Below are 20,260 nucleotides of genomic sequence, written 5' to 3'. Positions count from 1 at the left end.
GCGCGCTGTGGGGGAGCCGGCGGCCCGGGTTAACCGTCGGGGGCGTAGCCCAGGGCCCGTGAGATGCCTCGTGCCGCAGTGCGCAGAGCCATGGCCGCGGCGGGCAGCGTTGCAGAGCCCCGGGGAACCACCACAGCCAACACGGCCGCCGCGTACCCCTGACCGTCAAGAATCGGGGCCGCGGCCCCGGTCGTCTCGGGATCGATAAAGCCATCGAAGGTGGCGTAGCCGCGGCGTCGGATCTCAGCCAGCTCATGACGCAGCCGGGGATGGTAGTCGAGAACGGCTTCCTCGTGTCGACTCAGGTAGTCCTCCAGCACCGGGGCCGGGGAGTAGGCCAGCAGCGCCATGCCCATGGAGGTGCGGTGGATCGGCATGCGCCCGGCAACGCTGGCCTGATTGACCACCGACCCGGGACGGGAGAGACGCTCAATGACCAGGACGTCATCCTGATGCAGCATTGCCAGCTGGGTGTTCTGGCCCAGAAGCTGATTGATGTCCTCCATGAAGGGCAGTGCTGCGGTGCGCAGGTCCTGGGTAGCGGCACTGCGGTTGGCCAGCTCCCACAGCCGTAGCCCCAGTGAAATTTGTCCTTCGTGATCACGCGCCAGCAAACCGTGGCCGACCAGGTCCTCAATCAAGCGGTACATGGTGGCGCGGGGAATCTGGGCGCGCCGAGCCAGGGCGGCGACCGAAAGCTTCGGGGTCTTGGGGTCAAAGGAATCCAGGATCCGCACAATGCGGTCCAGCATGGAATCCCCACTGGGCGAGTTGGCCATGAATCAACTCTAGTCTGCTGATGGCAGCGGGAATATTGGCGAACGAGTGGGCGGGGCTGGGAAATGCGCTGGGCATGGTGGGGGAACCCTGCAGGTCTCCTAGGGGACGGAATGAGTAAGAGTGTGCCGGTGCCATCCTGTGGCACCGGCACACTCTTACTCAATTGTTGGCCCCCGGATTCGTCCGTTTGCCGCTAGGAGGACTTCGGCTTGGGGATCTGCGCGATGACCAGCACCGCGATCAGTGCAGCACCCCCGTAGAGGAAGAACGCCCCAGGATATGCGGTTCCCGCAGCCACCATGAGACCGGTGACGTAGGGGCCGAGAATCGCGCCGAAGCGCCCGATCCCCGAAGCCAAACCGATGCCGGTGGCCACCATGTCACGAGGATAGACGTGCCCGGCATAGACGTACATCAGGCATTGGGCGCTGAAAACAAAGACGCCGGTGATGAAGAGGACCACCGTGAGCAATGCCTGGCTTCCGAAGGGCAGGGCCAGAAGAACCAGGAAGACAGCCGAGGCGGCGAACCAGAGCAGGGAAACCAGTTTGATTCCCTTCGCATCGGCGGCATAGGCGCTGATGATGAGCCCGGCGATCGCCCCGAGGTTCAGGACAAAGAGCATTGTCAGGGAGTCGGCCACCGGGTAGCCAGCGGCGCCCATGATCTTGGGCAACCAGGCGTTCAATCCATAGACCAGGACCAGACCCATAAACGCCGCAATCCACAAGCCGATCGAGCTGCGCAAGTACTTGGGCTTGAGCACATCTGCCAGCGAGCTGCGCTCTCCCGCGGGGCGCACTTCGCTTTCGGGGAGCTTGAACCAAAGCAGGCCGAGCAGCACCAGGCCTAGTCCGCCGCCCAGATAGTAAAGCAACGACCAGTGCATGCCCGCGGCCCGGCCAGCCAGGGAGGCCAGCACGGCACCCAGGTGATATCCGACCATGGGCAGGTTGTTGGCCAGGGCCCGGCGTCCAACCGGCGCGTTCTCCTGCATCAACGCCAGGGCCACCGGCATGCATCCACCGAGTCCCAGACCTGCGATAAAACGCACCAACCCCATCAGTGCCGCATTGGGCATCAGCGGAAAGACCAGCGTGAAGGCCGAAAACACCAGAACCGCCAGGAGCAAGGGGCGTCGACGGCCAAAGTGGTCGGCCAAACGCCCCATGAGCGCGGCTCCCACTCCGACGCCGATCAGGGAAAACGTGTTTACCCAGTTCATGGCGGCGACACTGAAGCCTCCGATGTCCGGGTCGGTCAATACGGGAATGGTGGCTCCCAACGCCACGATGTCGTAGCCCTCGAAGACCACGATGAAGAAGCAGAGGGCGGCAATCCAGCCGCCAAGTTTTTGCGGCCTAGTGCCGCTAAGCGACGTAGTCAAGGTGGCTCCCTTCGAGTCCCGCCGACGAAGTGGCGGTGATGTGCGTCATAGCAAAGTGATGTTAGCATCAAATTCACTTCACGCACACTAGTTCGCATAGCGAACTTCTTTGCTAGTATTGAGCGCGAGGGCTGGGGCTGATATTGTTCGTTTTACGAACGAAAGTTCACAGTATGAACATCGAACGGTAATGGAGCAGTGACTTAATGCAGCAGGCCTATCTCTATGACGCGATCCGTACGCCTTTTGGCAAGCTGGGCGGAAGCCTGTCAGGGCATCGGCCGGATGATCTTGCCGCGCACGTGATCCGCCAACTGGTGGCCCGCGCGCCGCAGCTGGATGCCTCCGCCATCGATGAGGTTATTTTCGGCAACGCCAACGGGGCCGGCGAGGAGAACCGGAATGTCGCGCGCATGGCCACGCTGCTGGCCGGGCTGCCCACCTCCATCCCCGGCACCACCATGAACCGGTTGTGCGGTTCCTCCCTGGACGCGGCCATCGCCGCCTCCCGCGAGGTGGCCACGGGGGACGCGGACCTGGTGCTTGTTGGGGGAGTGGAGTCCATGAGCCGTGCGCCATGGGTGCTGCCCAAGACCGAGCGCCCCTTCCCCATGAACAACCTGGAGCTGGCCAACACCACCCTGGGGTGGCGCCTGGTCAATCCGTCCATGCCTGGGGAATGGACCGTTTCGCTTGGTGAAGCGACCGAGCAGTTGCGTGAAAAGTACCAGATCAGCCGCGAAGACCAGGATCAGTTCGCGGCGACCTCCCACCAGCAGGCCGCCGCCGCCTGGCAGGCCGGCAAGTACGACAACCTTGTCGTGCCGGTGCCCCCAGCGTCCAAGAAGGGCACCGAAGTCACCCGCGACGAGACCGTCCGCCCGGACTCGACGGCGGAATCCCTCTCCGGACTGCGCACCGTGTTCCGCCCGGCCGAAACCGGAACCGTGACCGCAGGGAACGCCTCACCCATGAATGACGGGGCCTCGGCAGCCTTCATTGGCTCGGAAGCCGGAGGACAGGCGCTCGGGTTGGACCCGCTGGCCCGCATCATCTCCAACGCGGCCCACGCCCTGGACCCGCAGTACTTTGGATTTGCCCCCGTCGAGGCGGCCAACAAGGCGCTGTCCAAGGCGGGACTGTCGTGGAACGACATCGCCGCGGTGGAACTGAACGAGGCGTTTGCGGCGCAGTCGCTGGCCTGCCTGCGTGCTTGGGACATTGACCCGGACATCGTCAACGCCTGGGGCGGGGCCATCGCCATCGGCCACCCGTTGGGCGCCTCGGGCCTGCGCATCCTGGGGACCTTGGCCCGTCGACTGCAGGAATCGGGGCAGCGCTACGGCCTGGCGGCCATTTGCATTGGGGTTGGCCAGGGCTTGGCCGTGGTCATCGAGAACGTCAACGCCGCCAACTAGCCACACCGGGAGTTCATCCCTCCCAAGGATTTTCGCTCAGAGAGGTAGACACTGATGGCACCACGTATCGCCACCTCGCCGGCCGAGGCCGTGGCCGAAGTGAAGGACGGCTCCACCGTTCTGATCGGCGGCTTCGGCAACGCCGGGCAACCCATGGAACTGATCGACGCCCTGCTTGATGGCGGGGCCACGAATCTGACCGTGGTGAACAACAACGCCGGACAGGCCGACGCGGGCCTGGCCCTGCTGATCAAGGAACGTCGGGTAAAGAAGATCATCTGCTCCTTCCCCCGCCAATCCGATTCCTGGCACTTTGATGAGGCCTACCGGGCCGGGGACATCGAGCTGGAGCTGGTTCCGCAGGGAAACCTGGCCGAACGGATTCGTGCGGCGGGCGCCGGGATCGGCGGATTCTTCACCCCCACCGGCTACGGCACGCTGCTGGCCGAGGGCAAGGAAACGCGCATGATTGACGGGCGCGGTTATGTACTGGAGACCCCGATACACGCCGATGTCGCACTGATCAAGGCGCTGCGGGCTGACACCCACGGCAACCTGGTCTACCGCAAGACCGCGCGCAACTTCGGACCAATCATGGCCGCCGCCGCCAAGCAGGCCATTGTCCAGGTTGATGAGATCGTGCCGGTGGGCGGCATCGACCCGGAGGTCGTGGTGACCCCGGGCATCTACGTGGACACCATGGTGGCACTGGGAGGGAAGAACTGATGGGCACGCTGCTGCACACCGATGAGAAACTGACCCGCGATGCGATGGCCCAGATGGTGGCCGCGGACATCCCCGCCGGTGCCTTCGTCAACCTTGGCATTGGCCAGCCCACCAACGTTTCCAACTTCCTCACCGCCGAACAGGGCGTCACCCTGCACACCGAGAACGGAATGCTGGGCATGGGACCGGTGGCCACCGGGGAGCAGGTGGACGAGGACCTGATCAACGCCGGTAAGATTCCGGTCACCGAGCTGCCCGGAGCCAGCTTCTTCCACCACGCCGACTCCTTCGCCATGATGCGCGGCGGGCACCTGGATGTCTGTGTGCTCGGGGCCTTCCAGGTCTCGGCCGCCGGGGATCTGGCCAACTGGCACACCGGAGCCGAAGGGGCGATCCCGGCCGTTGGCGGCGCCATGGACCTGGCCATCGGCGCCAAGCAGACCTGGGTCATGATGAGCCTGTTTACGAAGAACGGAGACTCCAAGCTGGTGGACCAGCTCAGCTATCCGGTTACCGGGCTCGGCTGCGTCTCGCGAATCTATACGGAGGTCGCGGTCTTTGAGCTGCGCCAGGGGCAGGTGTTCGTGCGCTCCACCCACGGGATCAGCTTCGAGGAGCTTCAGGCCAAGCTGCCGGTCGAACTCGCCCGCGGCTAAACGCGCCAGGCCGCCGCGGGCATCCGCGGAGGCGGTGCTCGCCAACAACCAGTAAATTAGGAGGGGCGCGCGCCATCCCAGGCCGCGTGCCCCTTCACCATCCCCGCAGCACGGCACCCCGTGGGCGGAGCACATCAATCAGGAGAGCCTTGAGCAGCGAGAACAGCGAGAACAGCACGTCGGCGAAGACCTCGGTGCAGTCCCTGGCCCGCGGGCTGCAGGTCATCCGCAGCTTCGACGCCGAACACACGTCCATGACGCTGTCCGAGGTCGCCGCACGCACCGGACTGTCCCGGGCCACCGCGCGCCGATTCCTGCACACCCTGGCCGAGCTGGGCTACGTGCGCACGGACGGGAAGCAGTTCGCGCTCACCGCGCTGGTGCTGCAGCTGGGGTATGCCTACCTGTCCAGCGCCACCCTGCCGCAACTCATTGAACCGGTGCTGGAGGAGCTCTCCGCAAGTGTCGGGGAATCGGCCTCCGCCTCCGTGCTGCAGGGCAGTGAAATCATGTACATCGCCCGCGTGCACACCCGCTCCATCATGCAGGTGGGGATCTCTGTGGGGACCCGCTTCCCGGCGCTGAGCACCTCCATGGGCCGGGTGCTGCTGGCCCATCAGCCGGCGCAAACCGTGCAGCAGGTCCTCCAGGACACTCCTGCTGCACTGACCCCGCGCACCATCACCGACGCCAAGGCCCTGGAAGCGGAACTGGAGAAGGTCCGGGAACGGGGGTATGCCCTGGTGGACCAGGAGCTGTCCGTCGGACTGCGCTCGGTGGCTGTTCCGGTGTTCAGCAAGGACGGCAGCATCGTGGCGGCCATGAACGTATCCATGAGCGTGGGACCCGACAGCCCGGCCGATGCGCAGGAAGCGGCCCAGCGGGTGCTCCCGCAGCTGCTGCGGGCGGCCGGCCAGGTCGAGGAGGCGCTCGCCGCGCGGCGCTAGGGAACCAAAGCCGGTCAGCGGCGGGCTCTTTCGCGGCATTGGCTCACCAGGCGCACCATTTGATCCAGGGTGGTCTCGTCAATGAATCCGTCACCGCCTTGGCGCCCAATGTCCAGGTGGTAGCTCAAACCGTCTCCGGCAAGCAGTGCGAGTTTGGCCAGTGCCGGATCACCCAACGAGTCGAGCAGTACGGAAAACCACTCGTCGCGCCCAAAGCGCAGCACCTGGCCAGCTTCCTCATGGCCGCGCTGAGCCAGCCGGGTCGCGGCCACCACCATTCTTTCCAGCTGTGAGTTCTCCTCCAGGGAGGACGCCAGGTAATACCGAACTGCCTGATCGGGGTCGCTTGCCATGGCTGCGACATCGGCTTCGATCAGCACGCGAAGTCGCTGCACCAGTTCCGTATCCAGCGCCTGGCGGGAGGGGAAGTAATGCAGCAAGCCAGCCTTGGATAGACCGCTGCGCCGTGCCGTGGCATCGATGGTTGCCTCCCGCGCGCCATGTTCTGCCAACAGCGCCACGTAGGCGTCGATGATTGCGTCCTGCTTAGTGCCTGCGGTCATTGACTGTGACTCTTTCAAAAATGTGACGGCGGTGCCAGCGACCTTCTAGCGCTGGCACCTCCGTAGCTCAGGGTCTACTTCTCGACGATACCCCACGGTGAACCGTAACCCTCGGGTTCAGCGGCCTCCATCAGATCCAGGAACGGCTTGGCGGTGAAGGCCTCCGGGCCCAGTACACCGGCACCGGACCAGGTGCCGTTGGCGAGCAGTTCCAGTGCAATCACCGGGTTGATCGCTGTCTGCCAGACTACGGCCTGCGACTGATCACGTTGCATGGTTTCCTCATTGTCGACCACGTGATACAGGTAGCGTGACCCGGTCGAACCATCCTTTAGGGTGCCGGTGACCAGCACCCCAGCGCAGGTCTTTCCCTTCATCAATGGTCCCAGGGTGGCCGGATCGGGCAGGCAAGCCGCCACCACGTCCCGGGGGGAAACCTGCTGACCGCGTACCGTTACCGGTTCCGTTGAGTCCAGGCCCAGCTTGTTCAGGGTTTTGAGCACCTCAATGAACTCATTGCCCAAGCCGTACTTGAATTCCACGCGCTTGGCGTCCAGCCAGCGCGGCATGAGGGAAACTTCCTCGTGTTCGACGTTGACGCATTCCACCTCGCCGATGCCCTCGGGGAATTCGAAGGTGATCGGATCGGAGAACGGCTCGGCAGCGTACCAGCCACCCTTGTCCTTGTCGAAGAGGACCGGCGGGTTCAGGCATTCCTCGATGGTGGTCCAAATGGAGAACGAGGGAGCAAACTCGTAGCCTTCCACCGTGAGGTTCGCGCCGTCGCGCACGCTCAGCTCTTCGATGGAGTCAAACAGCTCATCGGCAGCGTACCGAGCCAGCACGTCGGAAAGCCCTGGTTCCACGCCAATGCCGACCAGTGCCAGCTGGTTGTCCTTCTCCCACTGATCGGCCACCGCAAACTGGTCATCGCCCAACTTGATGTTTGTCTTCGAGTAGGGCTCCTCGGGGTGGCGGATCGACAGACTCATGGCCATGTCCAGGTAGGTCACCCCGGCGGCCTTGCAGGCGTTGAAGATCGGCATCACAAAGCGCGGGTCGACGGCGTTGAGCACATGAGTCGCTCCGGTGGATCGAATCAGCTCCTGCACGCTGTCTTCACTCGACGCGTCAACTTGAGCGACCGCATAGCGTGCGTCGGAGATATCCCGTACCAACTGCTCGGGGCGGGCCGGATCGTAGTCCGCGACCGTCAGCTTGTCGAAGAATTGACGGCGGGAGGCAATGCGGGCAGCAGCCGAACCGACACCGCCGGCACCAATGATGAGAATATGCATGATCTATCTTCTTTCTGTTGATAAACGAGATGGAAAGTTAGTGAAGGCGAGGGAGAACCTCAGCTGGCGAGTGTTAGTGCTCGGGTACCAGGACCGGAGTTGAGGCATTGAGGGAGCGCCCCTCGAAATAATCGCGTGCGGCCGGACGCCGGGCCCAGAGCACCATCACCAGCAGCCCAACCGCCAGTGAACCCACGCCCATGACAAAGGTGCCGCTGGTTCCCAGCACCGTGGTGGTTCCGTATTCGGGATCCAGCATGCTCACTGCCGAGAAGACGAAAACGCCCGTCATCATCAGACCTCCCAGCAGCGGCAGGACGAAACGCAGCAGGACATTGCGTGCCGAAGCGAACAGCGAGGAACGGAAATACCAGATACAGGCGAAGGAGGTGATGGAGTAGTACATCGCTACCGCCAGGGAAGTGCTCTCAATGGTGTCGGCCAGAATGTCGCCAGAGATGACCGTCATTCCCACATAGAAAACCAGTGAAGCCACACCCGTGAAGAGGGTGGAGAAGCTGGGGGTCTGGTAGATGCGGTTGATCATGGCGAAGGGCTTTGGCAGTGCGCCGTACACTCCCATGGACAGCGTTCCACGGGCCGTGGGCAGGATCGTGGTCTGGCAGGTGGCCAGCGCCGAGACTGCTACGGCGAAAACCAGCAGCCAGCCCCAAGAACCCAGGGCGTCCACCCGCAGGGCAAAGAACACGTCCTCAGCTCCTTCTGGATTGGCAAGTCCCTTGCCCTCGGTGCCCACTCCGGCGAACATCATCGCCAACACGGTGATGCCGATGTAAGTCACCAGCAGCATCGCAGTCGACAGCAGTGCCGCAAAGCCAGGGGTAGTGCGCGGATTCTTGGTTTCCTCCGCCAGGGCTAGGCAGGTATCCCAACCCCAGTAGATGAAGATCGCTATTAGCACGCCCTGCATGAAACCGGCCGGGTTATCGGAGGCCAAGGGGTTGAACCAGTCCCAGGAGAACTCCATTCCCAATGCTGGGGCGGACTGGATAGCGAAGTACAGGCCAATGCAGAAGGCAATGATGGCCGCGTACTGCAGAGCCATGAGCAGGTACTGCGTCCATGCCCCAGTTTCAACATTGCGGTACGAAACCCATGTCATGGCGATAATGATCAGCGCGCCGAACCCTGTGACCAGAACCTTGTTCTGGGCGATGGAGCCATCGCCAATGAGCAGAAGCAAATATTTGGAAGCCACCTCCGTCTGGCTGGACATCACGATCACGCCAGCGACCATGACGCCCCAGCCCGCCATCCAGCCGGTGCGAGGGCCGAACGCCTTGGCTGCCCAGGTAAAGGCAGTACCGCTGTCCGGAATGGCGGTATTCAGTTCCCGATAGGCGAAGGCCGTCAAGCACATGGGGATGAAGGCCGCGATTAGTGCGGCAGGTGCCTGGGCGCCGGCCGCCATGACGATGAAACCAAGGGTCGCGGCCAGCGAGTACAGCGGCGCGGTTGAGGCAAGGCCGATAACGGTTGAGGGAACCAATCCCAGTTTTCCGGCCGCCAGATCTTTGCCGGAATCCGTGGACGCCCCACGCGTTCGCTGTTCCAATGCTGTTTCCATTCAATCCTCCTATGCCCCGCCTACGCCGCTCAAAGTACCGACCAACTGGTTGGTCGGTATCATCCTGCCAGTGGTTTCAAAGTGAGTCAAGTTACACCTATCAGTGATCGGATGCACATGTGCTTGACCTTGGAACAGGAGACCCGGGGAATACGGTTCCCGTCGTACTGGACGCGGATGCAGGCGGAAAACCTCGGTTCAGATCCAGTTCACGTCCATTTCGCAGAGCTGTTGCCCGCGCGCGAAACAGTAGGCGGTGTTGTATTCGAAACACAGGAGAACCGCTGACGTGAACATTCGATCGCTTTGCCTTGGGGCGCTTTCAGCCCTCATGCTCGCCGGGCTGGGGCTGCCGGCCGCCGCCGCTCCGGCACCCCACTTACAAGACGAACCCCTACTCATCGGCCACCGGGGAGCTGCCGGAGTGGCTCCGGAAAACACGCTTCCCGCCATCAAAGCCGGCAGCCAGTCCGGTGCCGAATTCATCGAAATCGACGTGCAGCTCAGCCGTGACGGCGTCCCGTTCGTCTTCCATGACGACACCCCGGCACGCACCACGAATGTCGAGCAGGTGTTCCCAGGCCGCGAGCATCAGCCGATCACGTCATTTACCTGGGATGAGCTGCAGCAGCTGGATGCCGGCTCCTATTTCTCCGCGGCCTACGCCGGGGAACGCATCCCGCACTTTGACCAGGTGCCGCAGGCCGTTACCGGCACTACCGGGGTTTTCATTGAGATCAAGTCGCCCAAGAATTCGCCGGGCGTCGAAGAAGTGGTGGCCAAGGCGCTGGAGCAGGAGCGCAGCTGGTCCCGGCTGCTCGATGCCGGGCGCATTGAAGTGCTCGGCTTTGACGCCGAATCCAACCAGCGGTTCGCGCAGCTGGCCCCCGAGGTGCCGCTGCAGCAGCTGGCCGGCACCGTGCCAGATGCCGCCACCTTGGAAGGCTACTCCCGATTCGCAGACGCCTTCGGCACCAGCTATCGAACCCTGGATGCGGCCGGTGCCGAACGGGTCAAGCGGGCCGGGCTCGGCCTGGGCGTCTACACCGTGAACTCCACCGAGTCTGCCGATGCCGCCAGGCAGCTGGGCGTGGAACGCATTACCGGTGATTTCCCGGCCCAGCTCTCCCGGCACTTCTCCGGTCGTGACCCGTTTCCGGGCAAGCCCGGCTTGGTGATCCACTCATCGGTCAACGACGTGCCGGGCAATGACCTGCAGCCCGAGACCGGTGAACACGTGGTGCTGAGCAACCCCGGGCCCCGTCCGGTCGATGCCTCGGGCTATCTGCTGCGCGATGCCGCCAATAACCTGCTGCAGATTCCTGCTGGCTACACCATCCCCGCCGGAGGCCAGCTGCGCGTCTACCCTGGCCCCGGCACCAACAGCATGGATGCCTTCTACGCCGATATGGGCAGCGCAATCCTGAACAACGGTGGTGACTCGCTGGGGTTGTGGAACGGGCAGGGCAAACTCGTGGACACCTTCGCCAATTAACCGGCCCGGATCCGCCAACGTCACAATCCCATCCACCGCTTCTGCCCCTGCCGGCTTGGGGGACCCACAGATTCCCAAGCCAGCAGGGGCAGGGGCGCGCCGGGGGCGAAAAACTGATGAAAGCCCCCGCCGCGCGACACGCGCGCCCTGCGACACGGTTTGCCCCGCCCCGGGAAAACCGGGTTCACTAAGGGTGGGGAAATTGGGGTCCGAACCTTGTGCCACTGCACTGGAACGGCAAAGTCGCAGGGGGAGCATTGGGCGTAAACGAACTGAAATGCAAGCTTCGAACCGTTACCGGCAACTGGTGGAGCGCCGCGACCGGGCGCGGACCGCGAACGCTGTTGGGACGAAGCTTTCCCTGGCATCTGTGCCTGGTGGCCACCACCTTCTGGGTTGGGGAAATCCATGATCCGAACGCCCACGACGGCTCGCAGATGATCAGTGCCTACGACGGATGGTGGTACGAGCGCTACGGCGGATGTGACGGCGTGGTCGAAGACGGCGTCTGCAACACGGAGGTTCGTGAGGCGGCCAACAACTATTTCCCGAAGCACATGACACCCCAGCAGAACCCCTTCTATCTGGACCTGCCGTTCAATGACGTGACCAACGAGAAGGCGTTCTCGCAGCGCCACCTAATCCCGTGGGCCAACGACTTCGGGTATGCCGGAAATCTGGAGAACAAGAATTTCTCCTACATGAAGAACCGCTGGGTTGAATTGAGCTTTCGGGGCAAGACCTGTTTCGCCCAGATCGCCGATGCGGGCCCTGTCGTCTACGACGACTTTGAGTATGTTTTCGGGGAGAACAACGAACGCCCGAAGAACACCGAGTTCAACGGGGCCGGAATGGATGTTTCCCCGGCAGTCGTTGGATGTCTGGGCTTTGACGCGCTGAACGGAACCCAGGCCGGGGTCTCGTGGCGGTTCGTCGATGAAGTCGATGTCCCCGACGGACCGTGGAAGATTGTGGTGACCGAAAGCGGCTACGACTGGAGCAGCGGCGGTCCGCAAGCCAAACAGTAAGTGCGCCAGCATGGCCAACCTCAGCAGGTAGGGAGCCAGGAGCTGGAATACACGGGAGAAGTCTGTTTGATCATGTTCCGGTGTGGTGGCGGCAACCGGCCAGCGATAGGTTACTCACAGCAGTTGGGCGCTGCCATGACTTCTCGTGGGTAAAACGGCGGATGTACCAGTCTGTAGTGGGGTTTTAGTTTCTCCGCTTGGCTTTTCCGGTGATCTAATGGGAAATACCTGCCCTTGAAGCAAGGCTCACGCGCTGTAGGCCTACAGCCCGAATAACGGAGTCACCACGTGGAAACAGTAAAGGTCTTACTCGAACTAGCGGTTGTCATCCTGGCGATCCTGATGGGCACCCGCTCCAGCGGCGTCGGCCTGGGGCTGTGGGGAGGAACCGGCGTTGCAGTGCTGGTCTTTGGCTTCGGTCTGCAGCCCGGGGCGATTCCCACCTCGGCCATCATCATTGTGCTGGCCGTGGTGCTCTCTGCGGCGGTGATGCAGCAATCCGGCGGCATTGACTGGATGGTGGCTGTTGCAGCGAAGGCCATCGCCAAGAACCCGAAGATGATTACCTTTGTCGCCCCGCTGATTTCCTTCCTCTTTTCTGTCGGAGCCGGTACTTCGAACATCCTTTATCCGCTGCTGCCGGTCATCAAGGATGTCGCCTACCAAAACGGGATCCGTCCATCCCGGCCGCTATCGCTCTCGGTGGTGGCCACCGGTGTGGCCTTGGCGGCCAGCCCGGTTTCTGCGGCCATGGCAGCAATGATTGGGTTCACCAGCGAACTTGGCTTCGAAATGATCAACATCATCATGATCACCCTGCCCGCAGCCCTGATCGGGATCGTGGTGTCTGCCTTCATCGTGAACAAGCTGGGCAAGGACATTGAGGACGACCCCCAGATCCAGGCGAAAATCGCGGCGGGGGAAATTCCGCCGCCGGCCGGAGCTGCCGCGGTCAAGGCCGCCGCGGATGCACACCGTTCCGGCACAGGCGCGCCAAGGACCCACCTGTCTACCGCTCCGGCGAAGGCCGCAATTCCGGAGCCGACGGCCGCCGGCCGCAACGCTGCTCTGATCTTCTTTACCGGAGTGCTGGCGATCGTGGTGTTCGGACTGTTCCCATCGCTGCGCCCGCCCTTCGGCGCCGAAACGCGCATGGAAATGAGCCAGCTGATCCCGGTGATCATGTTCGTGGCCGGAACAGTGATCATCATGGTGGCCCGCCCGAAGGTGGGGGACATTCCCTCCTCTACGGTGTTCAAAGCAGGCATGGTCTCGGCCATCGCACTGTTCGGTCTGGCCTGGCTGACCAGCACCTTCCTCGAAGCCCACAGCGACCTGGTCAGCAACGGCGTAGGGGCACTGATCGGGCAGGCGCCGTGGATCTTCGCCCTGGGCGTGTTCCTGATCTGCGTGCTGACCACCAGCCAGTCCACGGCGACCAACACCGCGGTGCCGATCGCGCTGAGCGCCGGTATGCCACTGGGACTGCTCTCAGGCATGTGGGCCGGCGCATTTGCCGGAATCTACCTGCTGCCGACCAACGGCTCACAGATCGCTGCCGCAAACTTTGATGACAGCGGCAGCACCAAGCTCGGCACCAAGCTGGTGGATCACTCCTTCTTCCTTCCCAGCATTATTCTGGCCGTTACCACCATCATCGCCGGATCGGTCATTGGCCTGGCCGTGGACGCGTTCTAGCCGCGGTAGCGGTCCCAGGCAGCTTTGCAGGCGCGGGCCAGGAACTCCACTTGCTGCGGGTCTTCCTGCGGCCAAGAGGTTCCCGGCTCGTGCAGTTGCGCAGTGAATGCCTGACCAAGCAGGTATTCGCGACGGAACTCCGCCTGCACCGCGTCGGTGAGCAGGGCCGAGTCCGGGTGCCGGTGGTGGAAGTCTGAGAAGCGTTCGCGTGCGGCAATGATTTCCTGGCTGCCCAGGTAAGGGGTGTTCAGCTGAACCTCATCCGCACTGGCGACCTCGAACGCCGCCCGGTGCGCCTCCGCCAAGCGGCGCAGACGTTGCGGATTCATGCTGGGCGGGTCCTCTTCGGTACGGGCTTCACCGCGCTGATCCCCGCGGTTGGACAGCGCCACCACGTTGGGCAACCGGTCTTCGGGCTTGCGCGGCACATTAACCGCGCCTTGCGCAGTGGTGGTCGTGTTCATGGTGTCGTGGAAGGAAAGGAAGCTCAGCGACGTCTCGGCACCCGGGGTGGCGGCCGCCTGCCTGATCTGCAGCAGCCGCTCCAGCAACTCGTCACGGGTCCGCTCGTAGACACCCAATCCCTGCTCGGCGGTGTCGGCGAAGTCCTGGCACAGTTTCTGCAGCGCCTCATGGTCTTCGGGGATTTGCAGGATGGGGAAGAAGGAAAATGTCACCGGGCGGATCGCATCCACTCCGCTAAGGTCTACCGGATTCCATTTCCCGACTTGTGCCACCCGCTCAATGGCCTGATTCAGGGTCTGCACCACGTCCTCGGGTTTAGCCCGGTTGGGGTCACGAACCATACGTGGATGCGGGTTGATCACGGCAACGATCCGCGGATCAATGTCTGCCCAGCGACGGACCACGGAGGCGGTGGCCACATCGGAGAAATCGTACTGCAGTCGCTGGGTCAGTTCTGGGGCAAGATAACCGGCCAGCTCCTCGGGGATCGCGGCACCTGAGTGGGGTGTGCTGACCAGCAGATCGGCCTCGGCCAGGGCCTGTTCCAGGGTGCGGGAGTCCGTAGGCTGGCCGGTGGTGTCCGTGCCGTGCGGATTCTTGCCCTGCCAGTGGGTAATGTCCTCGGAACGGAATCGGGTGCCTACCGGAATCAAGGTTGGTGCAGTGTCCATGACTTGACTCTACTGCTGCTTCACCGGTTGGCGCAGGCGCGGCACCGGGTCGGGCCGTCCCCTAGTGTCGCGGGCCGTGCCCGCCGCCGGTGATGCGCTGTTCGAGCAGGTGTTCCAGCAGCGGGTCCAGAACCGCCAAGCCGTCACGCACTCCTCCGGTGGAGCCAGGCAGGTTCACGATCAGGCAGGAGCCGGCGAAACCGGCGACCCCGCGGGTGAGGACGGACAGCGGGGTCACCGCTTCACCGCGACGGCGAATGGCCTCAATGACTCCGGGTAGCTGCACCTGCAGCAGCGGCGCCGTCTGCTCGGGGGTGAGGTCGGTGGGGGAGACCCCGGTGCCGCCGGTGGTCAGGATGAGCCGGGGCTCACTCGCCAGCAGCTGGCGCAGTCCGACACCGACCTCCGGCCCGTCGGCGGTAATACGAAGATCCACGGCGAAGCCACGCTGTTGCAGCCACTGGCTGATCACCGGCCCGGTGCGGTCCGGGTTCGTCCCGGCGGCTGCGCTGGTGGAGGCGACCAGCACCCCGGCGCGGCGCACGGCGGCGGCTGCATCAGTCACGGGCCCAGTCCCCGGATTTTCCGCCGGATTTGGCCAGTACCCGGATGCCGGTGACCTCGGCGTGCTTGTCCACGGCCTTGACCATGTCATAGAGGGTCAGCGCGGCGACGCTGGCGGCGGTCAACGCCTCCATCTCCACCCCGGTGACCCCCTTGGTGGTCACCTGCGCGCTCACCCGAACCGCCGACTCCTCGGCAGTGAAGTCCACCGACACCTTTGAAATCGGCAACGGGTGGCACAACGGCACCAGCTCCCACGTGCGTTTAGCCGCCATGATCCCGGCGATGCGGGCCGTGCCCAGCGCCTCACCCTTGGGCAGGTTGCCGCTCATCAGCATCTGCACCACGTCCGGGCGGGTGACGAACACGGCTTCCGCGGTGGCCACCCGCTTGGTGACCTGCTTGTCGCTGACATCAACCATGGCCGCGCTGCCATCGGCGCGCAGGTGGGTCAGCTGCTGCTCGCCGGACGGGTTCGGGTCAGCTGCGTGTGGGGCGTTTGAGTCAGTCATGGAATCTCCAAGTGTCTACCTTGGTGCCGGCCGGAAGGTGGGCGACACCGACGGGAAGGTGCACGAGCACATCGGCCCGTGCCAGGTCGTGAATCAGGTGGGAGCCGGGATCCAATACGGTGACCTGCCCGTCGTTGAGCAGTCCGCGGCGGACCTGGTGCTTGTTGCCCGGGGAATGCACCTCGTTGGCCAGGGCGTACTGTTCGGGGACGGGCTCGGCCACTGCGGCCAGGCGACGCAGGCTGGGGGCCAGGAACAGTTCCAGCGAGAGCAGCGCGCTGACCGGGTTGCCCGGGAAGCAGAGCACCGGGGTGCCCTCCAGCAATGCGAAGCCCTGCGGACCACCGGGTTGCAGGGCCACATGGTGGAAACTGCCGCCGGAGGGGGCCAGCGCCTCGCGCACCACCTCGTAGGCCCCGGCGCTGATGCCGCCCACCGTGAGGATGAGATCCACCTCCGGCGCCTGCTTGGCCAGTTCGCGGGTCAGCGCCGGCGCGTCATCGGGCAGCCGCAGAACTTCCACCTGGGCGCCGTAGCCGCGCAGCACCGCCGCGAGCATCGGTGAATTTGAATCGGGGATCCGCCCGGACTCGGCGGTCCCGCCCATCAGCTCATTGCCGGTGGTGCATACCAGCACCCGCAGCCGTGTGCGCACCGGAACCCCGCGCACGCCACTGGCTGCCAGCGCGCCGATCAGGGTGGGCGTCAGCCGGGTGCCGGCCTCCGCGACCACGGCACCGGCCTGCAGGTCCTGGCCGAGCGGCCGGATGAAGCGCCCGGGCTCCGCGGGCTGCGTGAAGGTCGCCACCCCGCTCGGCTCGCCCTCGCCCCGGCGCACCAGCGGACCGAAAGTGCCCTGCATGGTGGCCTCCACCGGAATGACGGTGTCCGCCCCGGAGGGGATCACGGCCCCGGTCATCACCGGGGACACGGTGCCGGGCAGCAGTTCGATTTGCCGGTCCCCGGCCGCGGCGGTCACCCCCAGCGGCAGCTGCACCGGGTGCTCGGCGCTCGCGCCGGCCAGCTCCGCGCTGCGGGCGGCGAACCCGTCCATCTGCGAATTGGTGAAGGCGGGAATGGGCAGGGGCGCGGTGATGCGGGCCGCGGTGACGCGTCCGGGCAGATCGGCGGCGTCGACGCCCAGCGTCTGGGTGCCCAACGCCGCGATCACCGGGTCCAGCAGCGCCGCGATTTCCGCGCGGTGGGTTTCCAGGGTGCAGCTCATGGGCTATCCGCCGGCGAATGGAGGCAGCACGTCCACGGTCAGGTCGGCGTCATCGCCCAGCTCACCGTCATCGCGCCGGACCACCCCGTTGATCAGGAAGCTGCCCGCCCGCAGGACCTGGGCCATGGCATCGCCATAAGCGCCGGCCAGCTCGGTGCGCAGCTGGGACAGTGAATCGGGGCGCGCCCAGCGCTCCTGCTCGGTGCCCGCCGCGGCCGCCGCCGCGGCGAAGTAGCGTATCGTAATCTGCGACATGACTTCATGCTATCGCCTATCCTCCGGCGCGGCCGGGCGCGTAGGATCCGACTATGAGTGATCGTGCGTTTAAGCCCCTGGTCGACCCGGCCCCTGCGCTGAGCGACGAGCAGCTGGCCCGGGCCCAGCGCCAGCTGTCCCTGCCCGGATTCGGGGAGGCGTCCCAGCGTCGCCTGGCCGCCGCCCGCGTGCTGGTGATCGGGGCCGGGGGACTGGGCAGCGCCTGCATCCCGTACCTGGTCGGTGCCGGGGTGGGCACCGTGGGCATCGTGGATGACGACGTGGTGGAGCTGTCCAACCTGCACCGCCAGATCACCCACACCACCGCCAACATCGGGCTGCCCAAAACCGCCTCGCTGGCCGCCGCCGCGCGCGCCCTGGACCCCGGGGTGCGGATCATCGAACACCACCTGCGGTTGACCTCCGCGAACGCGTTGGAAATCTTCTCCGGCTACGACCTGGTGATCGACGGCAGCGACAACTTCCCGACCCGCTACCTGAGCAACGACGCCGCGCAGCTGACCGGCATCCCGCTGGTTTGGGGCTCGATCCTGCAGCACCACGGTCAGGTGTCCGTGGCCTGGCACGAACACGGGCCGGGCTACCGCGACCTGTTCCCGCTCCCGCCGGCCCCGGGCACCGTGGCCGACTGTGCCACCGGGGGTGTGCTGCCCGGACTGTGCGGAACCATCGGCTCGCTGCTGGCCACCGAGGCGCTGAAGCTGATCACCGGGATCGGCGATCCGCTGGTGGGCCGGGTGTTGATCTACGATGCGTTGGGCGCAAGCACGCGCACCCTGGAGTACGCGCCGGATCCCAGCGCGCCACCGGTGACCGAGCTGATCGACTATGAGCTGTTCTGTGCCGGCAACCTGCCGCAGCCCAAGCAGCTGGCTCCCGAGGCGCTGGTGGCTGCGCTGGCTTCGCAAGAACCCCCGTTCCTGCTGGATGTGCGCAACCCGCAGGAACGCGCCGCGCTGAACCTGCGCGGCTCCCACCACCTGCCGCTGCCGCAGCTGGAGGCGGCCATCGACGCGGGCTCGCAGCTGCCGACGCTGCCCGAAACCCTGGTGGTCTACTGCGCCAGGGGCCCGCGGGCCCTGCGTCCCGCGCAGCTGCTGGCCGGGCGCGGCATCACCGCCTCCTATGTGCCAGGCGGCGCCCCAGCGGTCGCGCAGCTGGCCCCCGACCTGACCGAATCCGCGCTGCACCAGCAGTCATAAGAGTCCTAAGCAGAGGAGCTACGTGAGCTACGCACTGATCACCGACCAGCCCATCGATGAGGACGCCGTCAGGCAGGGCGTGCAATCGGACACCGCCGGAGCCGTGGTGCTGTTCCACGGGATCATCCGCAACCACGACGGCGGCCAGGCGGTGAACTCGCTGGACTACTCGCATCACCCGCAGGCGCAGGAATTCCTGGAGAAGATCCTGGCCGAGGAGGAGGCCCGCACCGGGCTGCGGCTGGCAGCCGTGCACCGGGTCGGGGCCCTAACCATCGGGGATGCCGCGCTGGTTGCGGCATCCGCGGCCGCGCACCGGCGCGAGGCCTTCGAAGCCATCGAGAATCTGGTGGAGCGCATCAAGGCGGAGGTGCCCATCTGGAAGCGCCAGCACTTCACTTCGGGATCCTCCGAATGGGTGGGGCTCTAGCCTCAATGCTCGGCTCTGGCAGGGCTTGCTGATGGGCGATGCCCGGACCCTGAAACACCGGGACGTGCAAGAGTTGGGATGAATCCCTCGATCACGCGGGCGGTAATTTTGTTGTCCGTGATCGCTGGCTGCGCGGCATGGCAAGCATCCCCAGCTGGTGCGTCAGGGCGTGGCTCCAGCGGGAAGCACCACCGGGCAGGACAAGCGCGGGCTCGGTTGCCGCGGTTGATCTTTTGATTTGGGGGTCGTTGGCCGCAGCCCCGTGCCTCCACGACGCCGCGTTCACCCCAGCCATCGTCATCTTCGGTTCACTGCCGGTAGATCGGGTTCCCGAGGCTGCTCAGATCGGCCGGCCTCGCTCTACGAGTCGGGCCGCGACGTCAGGTTGGCGGACCACGTCGCGAGCAGCTCACGCAGCTTCGGCGGCTGCACCTCGCTGAGCGGGGCCTCGCACAACGCCAATCCAAAGGCGGCCCAGCGCAGGTCTGCGTTCTGGGTGCGCAACATGCTGCTGTGCTCATCCAACGGCTCAATCTCAAACCAGCGCCCCACACGCGGGGCCAGCTGCGCGGCGCTTGCCTGCACCCGTGCGCTGATGTGTGGGTGCCCGGACCCGCTTAGCCCGGCCCGCACGAACTGCGCCGCGTCGCCACCTGGAATCCGCCGCGGCGCGAAGCGCAGCGCCCGGGGTTGGGCGTTTTCGGCCCGGTCCACCCGGAAACTGCGCCAATCCGCACGGTCCACATCGTAGGCCACCAGATAGTAGCGGTTTCCCACATTGACCAGATTGACCGGCTCCACCCGGCGCGAAGTGGCGGTGCCCTGGGCATCGCGGTAGTCGAAAGCCACCCGTTCACGGTCGCGGCATCCCTGGGCGAAGACCACCATCACCTGCGGGTCTACCGGCTCCGGCGCGGAATATTGGGTAGTTAGCGCAACGGTGCTCGAAGTCAGGGCCTAGGCCCGTTGCCGCAGCCGCGTCGGAAGCACCGGAACCACCTTGGACAGGGCACGCAGTCCCGCCTCAGTCAACGTGTTCTCCCCGCCGTGGATGGTGGACTGCAGCCCGATGACCAGCGCTACGGCTTCCTCGTCGTCGAGCACCAGCGGCGGCAGCGCGGCTCCGGCGGCGAGCTGGTAGCCCCCGCCCACACCGCGTTCGGCCTGTACCGGGTAGCCCAGTTCACGCAGCTGATCCACGTCGCGGCGCAGGGTGCGCAACGAGACCTGCAGACGCTGTGCCAGTTCCTGTCCAGACCAGTAGCGCCGGGTCTGCAGCAGCGAGAGCAGGCGCAGCGAACGTTGGCTTGTACTCATGCCCACATTCTGCC

The 20,260-nt window shown here is 64.9% G+C and carries 21 protein-coding genes; 9 read left to right on the top strand and 12 right to left on the bottom strand.

Annotated elements, in window-relative coordinates; all coding sequences use genetic code 11:
- Positions 1-29: 29 nt before the first annotated feature.
- Positions 30-779, bottom strand: a complete 750-nt coding sequence (locus RCJ92_RS04575) for an IclR family transcriptional regulator (RefSeq protein ID WP_446753880.1) — start codon at positions 777-779, stop codon at positions 30-32.
- A gap of 194 nt (positions 780-973) precedes the next feature.
- Positions 974-2,167: an MFS transporter gene (locus RCJ92_RS04570; protein ID WP_446753879.1), complete on the bottom strand. Its 1,194-nt coding sequence runs from the start codon at positions 2,165-2,167 to the stop codon at positions 974-976.
- Positions 2,168-2,373: 206 nt separating this feature from the next.
- Between RCJ92_RS04570 and RCJ92_RS04565 the strand changes: the two genes are divergently transcribed.
- The 4 genes from RCJ92_RS04565 (at position 2,374) to RCJ92_RS04550 (ending at position 5,914) form a co-directional block, all read left to right on the top strand.
- The gene (locus RCJ92_RS04565) at positions 2,374-3,585 is read left to right on the top strand and encodes a thiolase family protein (RefSeq protein ID WP_446753878.1); all 1,212 of its coding nucleotides are present in this window, start codon (positions 2,374-2,376) and stop codon (positions 3,583-3,585) included.
- A gap of 54 nt (positions 3,586-3,639) precedes the next feature.
- A complete protein-coding gene (locus RCJ92_RS04560) occupies positions 3,640-4,311 on the top strand; it encodes a 3-oxoacid CoA-transferase subunit A (RefSeq protein WP_138175050.1) in 672 nt (223 codons plus the stop codon).
- Complete coding sequence (locus tag RCJ92_RS04555; RefSeq protein WP_138925584.1) at positions 4,311-4,967, top strand: 3-oxoacid CoA-transferase subunit B; 657 nt, start codon at positions 4,311-4,313, stop codon at positions 4,965-4,967. The genes RCJ92_RS04560 and RCJ92_RS04555 overlap by 1 nt, the downstream gene beginning before the upstream one ends.
- 149 nt (positions 4,968-5,116) lie before the next feature.
- A complete protein-coding gene (locus RCJ92_RS04550) occupies positions 5,117-5,914 on the top strand; it encodes an IclR family transcriptional regulator domain-containing protein (RefSeq protein ID WP_246049688.1) in 798 nt (265 codons plus the stop codon).
- Positions 5,915-5,928: 14 nt separating this feature from the next.
- On the opposite strand, the gene RCJ92_RS04545 is transcribed toward RCJ92_RS04550, so the two are convergent.
- The 3 genes from RCJ92_RS04545 to RCJ92_RS04535 form a co-directional block, all read right to left on the bottom strand.
- Positions 5,929-6,477 (bottom strand): TetR/AcrR family transcriptional regulator, encoded by a 549-nt coding sequence (locus RCJ92_RS04545; RefSeq protein WP_343833383.1) that lies wholly within the window; start codon positions 6,475-6,477, stop codon positions 5,929-5,931.
- Positions 6,478-6,551: 74 nt separating this feature from the next.
- Positions 6,552-7,775, bottom strand: coding sequence for a saccharopine dehydrogenase family protein (locus RCJ92_RS04540; protein ID WP_343833381.1), 1,224 nt, complete (start codon positions 7,773-7,775; stop codon positions 6,552-6,554).
- Positions 7,776-7,848: 73 nt separating this feature from the next.
- On the bottom strand, positions 7,849-9,363 hold the full coding sequence (locus RCJ92_RS04535) for an APC family permease (protein WP_446753877.1): 1,515 nt from the start codon (positions 9,361-9,363) through the stop codon (positions 7,849-7,851).
- Positions 9,364-9,652: 289 nt separating this feature from the next.
- On the opposite strand from RCJ92_RS04535, the gene RCJ92_RS04530 reads away from it, so the two are divergent.
- The 3 genes from RCJ92_RS04530 (at position 9,653) to RCJ92_RS04520 (ending at position 13,584) form a co-directional block, all read left to right on the top strand.
- On the top strand, positions 9,653-10,858 hold the full coding sequence (locus RCJ92_RS04530; RefSeq protein ID WP_446753876.1) for a glycerophosphodiester phosphodiesterase family protein: 1,206 nt from the start codon (positions 9,653-9,655) through the stop codon (positions 10,856-10,858).
- A gap of 377 nt (positions 10,859-11,235) precedes the next feature.
- Entirely contained in the window at positions 11,236-11,886 is a 651-nt protein-coding gene (locus tag RCJ92_RS04525; RefSeq protein WP_446753875.1) for a hypothetical protein, read from the top strand.
- Positions 11,887-12,174: 288 nt separating this feature from the next.
- Positions 12,175-13,584, top strand: coding sequence for an anaerobic C4-dicarboxylate transporter family protein (locus RCJ92_RS04520; RefSeq protein WP_446753874.1), 1,410 nt, complete (start codon positions 12,175-12,177; stop codon positions 13,582-13,584).
- Here RCJ92_RS04520 and RCJ92_RS04515 read toward each other — a convergent pair.
- The 5 genes from RCJ92_RS04515 to RCJ92_RS04495 all read right to left on the bottom strand — a co-directional run bounded on the left by RCJ92_RS04515 (position 13,581) and on the right by RCJ92_RS04495 (position 17,276).
- Positions 13,581-14,720, bottom strand: coding sequence for an N-formylglutamate amidohydrolase (locus RCJ92_RS04515; protein WP_446753873.1), 1,140 nt, complete (start codon positions 14,718-14,720; stop codon positions 13,581-13,583). The genes RCJ92_RS04520 and RCJ92_RS04515 overlap by 4 nt on opposite strands.
- 61 nt (positions 14,721-14,781) lie before the next feature.
- Positions 14,782-15,285 carry a molybdopterin-binding protein gene (locus tag RCJ92_RS04510; protein ID WP_346922587.1) on the bottom strand — a complete coding sequence of 168 codons (504 nt, stop codon included), beginning with the start codon at positions 15,283-15,285 and terminating at the stop codon, positions 14,782-14,784.
- On the bottom strand, positions 15,278-15,796 hold the full coding sequence (moaC, locus tag RCJ92_RS04505; RefSeq protein WP_346922588.1) for a cyclic pyranopterin monophosphate synthase MoaC: 519 nt from the start codon (positions 15,794-15,796) through the stop codon (positions 15,278-15,280). Before moaC ends, RCJ92_RS04510 begins: the two co-directional genes overlap by 8 nt.
- On the bottom strand, positions 15,789-17,021 hold the full coding sequence (locus tag RCJ92_RS04500; protein WP_446753872.1) for a molybdopterin molybdotransferase MoeA: 1,233 nt from the start codon (positions 17,019-17,021) through the stop codon (positions 15,789-15,791). The genes moaC and RCJ92_RS04500 overlap by 8 nt, the downstream gene beginning before the upstream one ends.
- A gap of 3 nt (positions 17,022-17,024) precedes the next feature.
- Positions 17,025-17,276 carry a MoaD/ThiS family protein gene (locus tag RCJ92_RS04495; protein WP_138175032.1) on the bottom strand — a complete coding sequence of 84 codons (252 nt, stop codon included), beginning with the start codon at positions 17,274-17,276 and terminating at the stop codon, positions 17,025-17,027.
- A gap of 53 nt (positions 17,277-17,329) precedes the next feature.
- Between RCJ92_RS04495 and RCJ92_RS04490 the strand changes: the two genes are divergently transcribed.
- Positions 17,330-18,499 (top strand): ThiF family adenylyltransferase, encoded by a 1,170-nt coding sequence (locus tag RCJ92_RS04490; protein ID WP_446753871.1) that lies wholly within the window; start codon positions 17,330-17,332, stop codon positions 18,497-18,499.
- A gap of 22 nt (positions 18,500-18,521) precedes the next feature.
- Positions 18,522-18,929: a molybdenum cofactor biosynthesis protein MoaE gene (locus tag RCJ92_RS04485; RefSeq protein ID WP_138175028.1), complete on the top strand. Its 408-nt coding sequence runs from the start codon at positions 18,522-18,524 to the stop codon at positions 18,927-18,929.
- Between the two features lie 360 nt (positions 18,930-19,289).
- Here the strand turns inward: RCJ92_RS04485 and RCJ92_RS04480 are convergent, their stop codons facing one another.
- Together RCJ92_RS04480 and RCJ92_RS04475 are read right to left on the bottom strand one after the other, a co-directional pair.
- Positions 19,290-19,817, bottom strand: coding sequence for a helix-turn-helix transcriptional regulator (locus tag RCJ92_RS04480; protein WP_446753870.1), 528 nt, complete (start codon positions 19,815-19,817; stop codon positions 19,290-19,292).
- A 69-nt stretch (positions 19,818-19,886) separates the two neighbouring features.
- The gene (locus tag RCJ92_RS04475) at positions 19,887-20,246 is read right to left on the bottom strand and encodes a helix-turn-helix transcriptional regulator (protein WP_446753869.1); all 360 of its coding nucleotides are present in this window, start codon (positions 20,244-20,246) and stop codon (positions 19,887-19,889) included.
- Between the last annotated feature and the right edge of the window lie 14 nt (positions 20,247-20,260).

Source organism: Glutamicibacter sp. BSL13, assembly GCF_052928425.1.
Note: the sequence above shows the minus strand (reverse complement) of the source record. Positions and strands in the feature narration are given on the sequence as shown.

What these genes read in the sequence shown, in the direction of transcription:
- RCJ92_RS04535 (WP_446753877.1), bottom strand. Translation starts at nt 9,363, where the DNA reads ATGGAAACAGCATTGGAACAGCGAACGCGTGGGGCGTCCACGGATTCC.
- RCJ92_RS04490 (WP_446753871.1), top strand. Translation starts at nt 17,330, where the DNA reads ATGAGTGATCGTGCGTTTAAGCCCCTGGTCGACCCGGCCCCTGCGCTG.
- RCJ92_RS04480 (WP_446753870.1), bottom strand. Translation starts at nt 19,817, where the DNA reads ATGGTGGTCTTCGCCCAGGGATGCCGCGACCGTGAACGGGTGGCTTTC.
- RCJ92_RS04500 (WP_446753872.1), bottom strand. Translation starts at nt 17,021, where the DNA reads ATGAGCTGCACCCTGGAAACCCACCGCGCGGAAATCGCGGCGCTGCTG.
- RCJ92_RS04545 (WP_343833383.1), bottom strand. Translation starts at nt 6,477, where the DNA reads ATGACCGCAGGCACTAAGCAGGACGCAATCATCGACGCCTACGTGGCG.
- RCJ92_RS04515 (WP_446753873.1), bottom strand. Translation starts at nt 14,720, where the DNA reads ATGGACACTGCACCAACCTTGATTCCGGTAGGCACCCGATTCCGTTCC.
- RCJ92_RS04540 (WP_343833381.1), bottom strand. Translation starts at nt 7,775, where the DNA reads ATGCATATTCTCATCATTGGTGCCGGCGGTGTCGGTTCGGCTGCTGCC.
- moaC (WP_346922588.1), bottom strand. Translation starts at nt 15,796, where the DNA reads ATGACTGACTCAAACGCCCCACACGCAGCTGACCCGAACCCGTCCGGC.
- RCJ92_RS04560 (WP_138175050.1), top strand. Translation starts at nt 3,640, where the DNA reads ATGGCACCACGTATCGCCACCTCGCCGGCCGAGGCCGTGGCCGAAGTG.
- RCJ92_RS04555 (WP_138925584.1), top strand. Translation starts at nt 4,311, where the DNA reads ATGGGCACGCTGCTGCACACCGATGAGAAACTGACCCGCGATGCGATG.
- RCJ92_RS04495 (WP_138175032.1), bottom strand. Translation starts at nt 17,276, where the DNA reads ATGTCGCAGATTACGATACGCTACTTCGCCGCGGCGGCGGCCGCGGCG.
- RCJ92_RS04575 (WP_446753880.1), bottom strand. Translation starts at nt 779, where the DNA reads ATGGCCAACTCGCCCAGTGGGGATTCCATGCTGGACCGCATTGTGCGG.
- RCJ92_RS04475 (WP_446753869.1), bottom strand. Translation starts at nt 20,246, where the DNA reads ATGAGTACAAGCCAACGTTCGCTGCGCCTGCTCTCGCTGCTGCAGACC.
- RCJ92_RS04565 (WP_446753878.1), top strand. Translation starts at nt 2,374, where the DNA reads ATGCAGCAGGCCTATCTCTATGACGCGATCCGTACGCCTTTTGGCAAG.